Genomic DNA, 6,158 nt, shown 5'->3' on the forward strand with positions numbered 1-6,158 from the left:
TCTGCGCCAATATCACCATCCGCTGGGTCAATTACAAGTGGCCCAAAATGACCTAACTGTTCCTGCAATCCCGAGTGGCTGTGATACCAGTAAGTACCACTTTGCTGAACATCATATTCGTAATGATATGACTCTCCAGCCTTGATCCCAGGAAAACTGACGCCAGGCACGCCATCCATATTTTCTGGCAGAATGATTCCATGCCAATGGATAGACGTAGACTCATCCAACGCATTACTAACATGTAACTTGGCTCGTTGTCCTTCTTTCAGCCTAATAAGTGGTCCGGGCATACTACCGTTGATAGTTATCGGTCTAGCAATCCGTCCAGCAACATTCATATCTTCACGGCGAATATGCAGATCGACCACATTCTGCGCATGAATAACATCACCATAGCTTCGACCCAGTGGATAAGCCCATGCCGGCGCCATTTTGGCTAAAACAAGGGCTGAAGCTGTCCCAATGGCAGATTTAATAAAACGTCTACGATTCTCTTCAACTGAATTTGCCATGGAATTCGTCTCCTAACAAAATTGGATTTAACTCAAACGTAAGCCTGTATTGCACACTACCGTCAATGATTACGGGAACTTGAAGATCCCTGAGCCGTAAGAATCTGGTATTGCTCGGGGGACAATTCAGGAAGTCGCTGCAAGAAAGCGACTAGGTTCCATATCTGTTCATCAGTATGGCCCGGCCCCCAGGCTGGCATTCCAGAGCCCTTAATGCCGTGTTTAATAATCCAAAAATATTCTCTGGCTTGGACTATTTTTGGCTCATCATGCCCTGAATGATTCAACGTCAAATTAGGTGGTTCAGGATACAGTCCCAAAGTGAAATCTGAATTCATTTTGTCTGGCACAAGATGACACCCTGCACACATAGCAGCATAATCTGAACCACCACGAAGTAATCGCGCTGGTATATCAAGTTCGGCTGGCACCTCAATATTATGAGCAGCCCGACTGATGGAGCGTTCGCGTAGGGTTTCTAATGCCCAGTATGTAAGCTTTGTGTGCTTAATGTCTGCCCCCATTGGGTAATAGCCTGAATAAATGAATCCTAATCCAGCCAATACCACCATACCTGATACAAATGCAATACACATAAAGCATTTCAAGAACTTTAAAGATGACATATTAATCACTCCGTTATAACAGCCAGCTGTAATTAATGTTGATGCTCAGCAGGTTTATACGCATCTGCCTCCATATCATGGCTAGGATGACCGTCTTCAGACGCTGCTTCATCTTGAGGCATGCATTTCTGCATCATGGCTTGCATGACTGGATCATTCATATCTATTTTAGAATGATCCATATCTTTCATGGCTGCACAGTTAGGTGCTTGTCCCTTGTTAATATGCTCTTCAGGGCTATGAGCTTGAGCAGATAGAGCCAACATTAATGCTGGCAAGGCAACAAAATATGACAAAAATTGACGTTTCATGAGTCGACTCCTAGGTCGTGATAAATTTATGAATAATTTGATTAAAACCAGAATCTGAGACCAACCACGTAGCGTGTGTCACTGGTATCTTCTCCGTTTGCTCTTGAGAAGTCAGCGGTATCCCCAAACTGCTCGCTCCATTCGACACCCACATAGGGAGCAAATTGTCGCGTGAATTCATAGCGGAGTCTCAGGCCTATTGAGGCATCTGATAAACCGCTTCCTAAGCCATTAACGTCATCATCCTTGCCATAGGCCGTGAGTTCAGCCCGGGGTTGTAAAATCAAGCGTTGCGTAAGAAGAAATTCATATTCCGCTTCTAGCGACAATGCCGTACGCCCACTGTCCCCCAAATAAGCAGTCAAATCGAGTTCAAACCAGTAGGGAGCAATCCCCTGAATACCGAAGGCAACCCATTCACGGTTTTTGCCTTCATCATAATGGTCAAGCCGAACGCCCAGTTGCGTGTCAAAAAAGGTGCTGATTGCATGACTCCACAGCAGATCTGACTGACTCTCCTCAAGCGTACCGTCGACCACATCGCCTTCAAGTTTGGCTGTAAATCGATTGTAGGTAGTTCCATACCAGCCCTGGAGGTCAAATATTGCAGTGTCGCTGCTCGCATCATATTCTAAGCGGTCACCTAAAATTGCCCAGAAATAATGTTCATCTGCTAATTTCAAAAGGCGTTTTTCTGACAACGAGTACGGACCTTCAGTCAGGGTAAAACCACCTGAATAAGCATGCGGATCCCGTGCGTCTGGCGGCGCTTGGTCACTACCCATTTGCATACCAGAATGATCCATGCTTTCCATGTCATCCATTGCCATGCTTGAATGATCCATTTCTTGCATATTGCCAGTTTCATTCTGCATCCCCGTTTCAGTGTCAGCTCCATGATTTGCATGCTCAGATGTCGTTTGCTTAGTTGCATCATGGTCTTGGTGAGAATCATCGGATTGCGCCCAGACCGGTCCAGTGGCTAAAGACAATGAACACGCAAAGATAATCTGCTTCAACGCATATGAACGGCAATGATTTTTCATGACACCACCACTTCGCGGAACATGCCCGCATCCATATGAAATAATAAGTGGCAATGCCAAGCCCAACGCCCCAGATCATGAGGTGTTGTCAGAAAACTGATGCGTTGTGCAGGTTGCACCGGTATGGTGTGCCGGCGTACCAGCATATTGCCTTGGTCATCTTCGAGATCACTCCACATGCCGTGCAAATGCATGGGATGCGTCATCATGGTGTCATTTTGCAGAATGATTCGTATACGTTCATTGTGAGGCAAGTGTACCGGTGTACTTTTACCAAATTCCAGCCCATCAAAAGACCAGCTGTATCGCTCCATATTACCGGTAAGGTGCAGTTCGAATTCGCGGATTGGCACCCGTGTATCATTAAGAACACCGTCCACGGAACGAAGATCTGACAAAGTGAGTACCCGCCGGCCATTGTCTCTCAAGCCAACACCTGGATCATTCAGATTCGTATTCGGCATATCAACCCGCATATCTACGGATGGGCCATATTCACTGCGAGCGTGGTTCACTTTTTGTGAAGGTGTCGCCAATGGATTCTGACTCATGCCATGCTGGCTATGATCCATCGCCATATCACTGTGATTCATCTCAGAGGGATTCATGGTGCTCTGCTCAGAACCATGACCACTGCCATGGTTCATCTTACCCATCATATCGGACATCGTAAGCCACTTAACCGGGTCCAGCGCCGGAATATCATCAGTTAGTCCTTCATGTATGGCCAGCGTCCCCCGAGCATAACCGGTGCGATCCATACTCTGCGCAAAGATGGTATGCGCGTCATTTTGTGGCGCAACCATGACATCGTAAGTCTCGCCGGGACCAAAGCGGAACTCATCGACACTAACCGGTTGTACGTTCTGACCGTCGGTCTGAACGACCGTCATTTTCAGACCAGGAATACGGACATCATAAAATGTATTACTGGCGCCATTAATGAATCGCAGCCTGACCCGCTCACCGGGTTGGAACAGTCCCGTCCAGTTGCCCGCCGGCGTTGTGCCATTCATCAGATAAGTTAACGTCGCAGAGGATAAATCGGCCAGATCGGTCGGGTTCATTCGCATTTGGTTCCACATTTGTCGTTTTTCAAATGCGCCCATCAATCCCAGCTTTGAGACATCACTAAAAAAGGATGGCACGGTAGGCTGATTATAGTTATACACATCGCTCTCAACCTTCAGTTTCGAAAAAACTGCCATGGGATCTTCGTCCGTCCAATCAGACAGCTGCATCACGTAGTCACGGTCCGCGTCTAGATGGCTTTGTTCAACAAGAGATTGACCCTCACGCGGTTCAATTATTAATGCACCATACATACCGGTCATTTCCTGAAAACCGCTATGCGAGTGATACCAATAGGTGCCACTTTGTTGAAGTTTGAATTGGTAAACGAACGTCTCACCCGGTTCTATGCCCTGGAAGCTAATACCGGGCACACCATCCATTTGATACGGCAGGATAATCCCATGCCAATGAATGGAGGTAGCTACTTTGAGTCGGTTTATTACCCGGATGGTGACCTCATCACCCTCACGTAATCGCAGGGTCGGCGCCGGAATGGAGCCATTAATTGTTGTTGCCATACGCGTGACACCAGTGAAATTAACAGGTGATTGGTCGACAACCAACTCAATAGTTTGGCCAGTTAAGACTGGAGCAGTACCTCTGTAGGCAAGCTGCTTCGAATTGTCCATAGCGTACAATAAGCCTGGGAAGCTTGCCAGCACACCACCAGCGGCTATGCCATGTACGAATCGCCGGCGCGTTGGATTAAAAGTAGATATAGGATTTATAGGTAACTTCAATGTCAACACTCCAATACAACAATTTTGTGAAAGATTAACTTTTCGTCCCTGTCATCCGGATGACCAAAACATTACAAAAACGTAATCCTTGTGTAATCCTGTAGTCGTTATTCACCTAATAAACTAATTAGAATGTTGTTCAAGGGGGTATCCATCTATGCGATTATTGTTAGTGGAGGATGAGGTCAAAACAGGCGACTACTTACAAAAAGGACTAAGCGAAGCCGGGTTTCAGGTCAATCTTGTTCGAAATGGCCTAGATGGTCATCATTTGGCAATGACAGAAGCGTTTGACTTGATCGTTCTGGATGTTATGTTGCCGGATGTTGACGGGTGGCGCATCTTGCAGTCGTTACGTGAAGCAGAATGCCAAACGCCGGTACTATTCCTTACGGCTCGTGACACGGTGGATGATCGCGTTAAAGGCCTAGAATTAGGCGCCGATGACTATTTAGTTAAGCCCTTTGCCTTTGCCGAACTTCTAGCAAGGATAAGAACATTATTGCGCCGAGGCATTCCCTCAACTTTTTCTGAGCTTCTTAAAGTAGCTGATCTGACTTTAGATTTACCTAAGCATCGCGTTACGCGAGCAGGTAAAAAAATAAATCTTAGCCACAAAGAGTTTTGTCTTTTAGAGTTATTGGCACGTCGCCAAGGTGAGGTTCTACCACGCTCTTTGATTGCCTCTCAGGTATGGGACATGAATTTTGACTCTGACACCAACGTGATAGATGTGGCGATACGCCGCCTGCGTGCCAAAGTTGATGACGATTTTGAACCGAAACTTATCCATACGGTTCGCGGTATGGGTTACAAACTTGACGTAGAGCCCGTCGATGAAGCCTTATAATCAAAAACCCCTTTCGCTCGCCGCAAGGGTAATGTGTTTTGTTGGCGCATCTGTAGGATTAAGCTTACTTTTAATTGGCAACCTTGTACTGAATGTGGTCGAACGCCATTTTGCCGAACAGGATGCAGAAGAAGTTGCCGTTATTAATAAGGCTGTCATAGACGTATTGCGAAATAATAACGACAACAATTTACAACTTAGTAAAGCACTGTTCGGTGCTGTCTCTGGACATCATGGCGTCTATTATCAAGTACGTAATCAACAAGGTAAGGTGGTTTTCGAAAGTGCCGGCGCAAACCTTTCAGTAGTGAAAGACAGCCTTCGCCAAGTTACAGAAATTAGTGCCGGTGACCTACAAGTCTGGCATGCGGACGATAAGACATTTCGGGGTGTCCTCACGCACAATACGATAGGGGGTCATAACTACTTGGTTATTACTGCCATCGATATTGGCTTTCACCTTCAATTTCTCCATAAATTTCGTCTAACTCTATGGTTAATAATGGTCCTTACATGGGCCGTTACCCTGTTGGCTGCTTGGTATGGCGTTCACAAAGCGCATGCACCAATAAGAAGACTTTCGAACAAAATGGGTGACATACAAGCAGATCGTCTAGATATGCGACTTGCCCCATCTTTTGTCCCATCTGAATTACAGGACTTGGTGTCTTCATTCAACCACATGATAGGTCGACTTGAGGATAGCTTTAATCAGCTATCACATTTTTCAGCTGATATTGCACATGAGCTACGAACACCTCTGACTAATCTCATCACCCAGACACAGGTTGGCTTAGGCAAGTCCAGAACACTCGAAGAATACCGTGAATTGTTGTACTCAAATTTGGAAGAACAAGAACGTTTGGCAAAGATGATTAATGATATGTTGTGGTTAGCAAAAAGTGACCACGGCTTAATCAAACTTGAACAAACACCGCTGGACTTATCCGATGAAGTAAGAGAATTATTCGGTTTTTTTGAAGCTTTGGCAGAAGA

The 6,158-nt window shown here is 45.9% G+C and carries 7 protein-coding genes; 2 read left to right on the forward strand and 5 right to left on the reverse strand.

The features are described 5' to 3' along the window. From B3M51_RS02100 to B3M51_RS02120, 5 genes are all read right to left on the reverse strand, one after another. Positions 1-515: multicopper oxidase domain-containing protein (locus B3M51_RS02100; protein WP_292756495.1), on the reverse strand; the 515-nt coding region annotated here is incomplete at its 3' end. A gap of 62 nt (positions 516-577) precedes the next feature. Beyond that, complete coding sequence (locus B3M51_RS02105) at positions 578-1,111, reverse strand: c-type cytochrome (protein WP_292749102.1); 534 nt, start codon at positions 1,109-1,111, stop codon at positions 578-580. A gap of 62 nt (positions 1,112-1,173) precedes the next feature. Continuing rightward, a complete protein-coding gene (locus B3M51_RS02110) occupies positions 1,174-1,452 on the reverse strand; it encodes a hypothetical protein (protein ID WP_289245124.1) in 279 nt (92 codons plus the stop codon). A gap of 41 nt (positions 1,453-1,493) precedes the next feature. Beyond that, positions 1,494-2,498: a copper resistance protein B gene (locus tag B3M51_RS02115; RefSeq protein WP_289245125.1), complete on the reverse strand. Its 1,005-nt coding sequence runs from the start codon at positions 2,496-2,498 to the stop codon at positions 1,494-1,496. Beyond that, positions 2,495-4,318 (reverse strand): copper resistance system multicopper oxidase, encoded by a 1,824-nt coding sequence (locus B3M51_RS02120; RefSeq protein ID WP_292750107.1) that lies wholly within the window; start codon positions 4,316-4,318, stop codon positions 2,495-2,497. The genes B3M51_RS02115 and B3M51_RS02120 overlap by 4 nt, the downstream gene beginning before the upstream one ends. Before the next feature lie 151 nt (positions 4,319-4,469). Between B3M51_RS02120 and B3M51_RS02125 the strand changes: the two genes are divergently transcribed. Further along, positions 4,470-5,162: a heavy metal response regulator transcription factor gene (locus tag B3M51_RS02125; RefSeq protein WP_289245127.1), complete on the forward strand. Its 693-nt coding sequence runs from the start codon at positions 4,470-4,472 to the stop codon at positions 5,160-5,162. Then, positions 5,149-6,158 (forward strand): histidine kinase dimerization/phospho-acceptor domain-containing protein (locus B3M51_RS02130; RefSeq protein WP_292756497.1); only part of this gene is annotated, 1,010 nt, incomplete at its 3' end. The genes B3M51_RS02125 and B3M51_RS02130, both read left to right, overlap by 14 nt.

The sequence above is a fragment of the Methylophaga sp. UBA2689 genome (assembly GCA_002354555.1).
In the GTDB taxonomy this organism is placed as follows: Bacteria; Pseudomonadota; Gammaproteobacteria; order Nitrosococcales; family Methylophagaceae; genus Methylophaga.

Bases quoted from the DNA above. Each gene is read 5' to 3' on its own strand.
- B3M51_RS02105 (WP_292749102.1), bottom strand. From the start codon at position 1,111: ATGTGTATTGCATTTGTATCAGGTATGGTGGTATTGGCTGGATTAGGA.
- B3M51_RS02110 (WP_289245124.1), bottom strand. From the start codon at position 1,452: ATGAAACGTCAATTTTTGTCATATTTTGTTGCCTTGCCAGCATTAATG.
- B3M51_RS02115 (WP_289245125.1), bottom strand. From the start codon at position 2,498: ATGAAAAATCATTGCCGTTCATATGCGTTGAAGCAGATTATCTTTGCG.
- B3M51_RS02125 (WP_289245127.1), top strand. From the start codon at position 4,470: ATGCGATTATTGTTAGTGGAGGATGAGGTCAAAACAGGCGACTACTTA.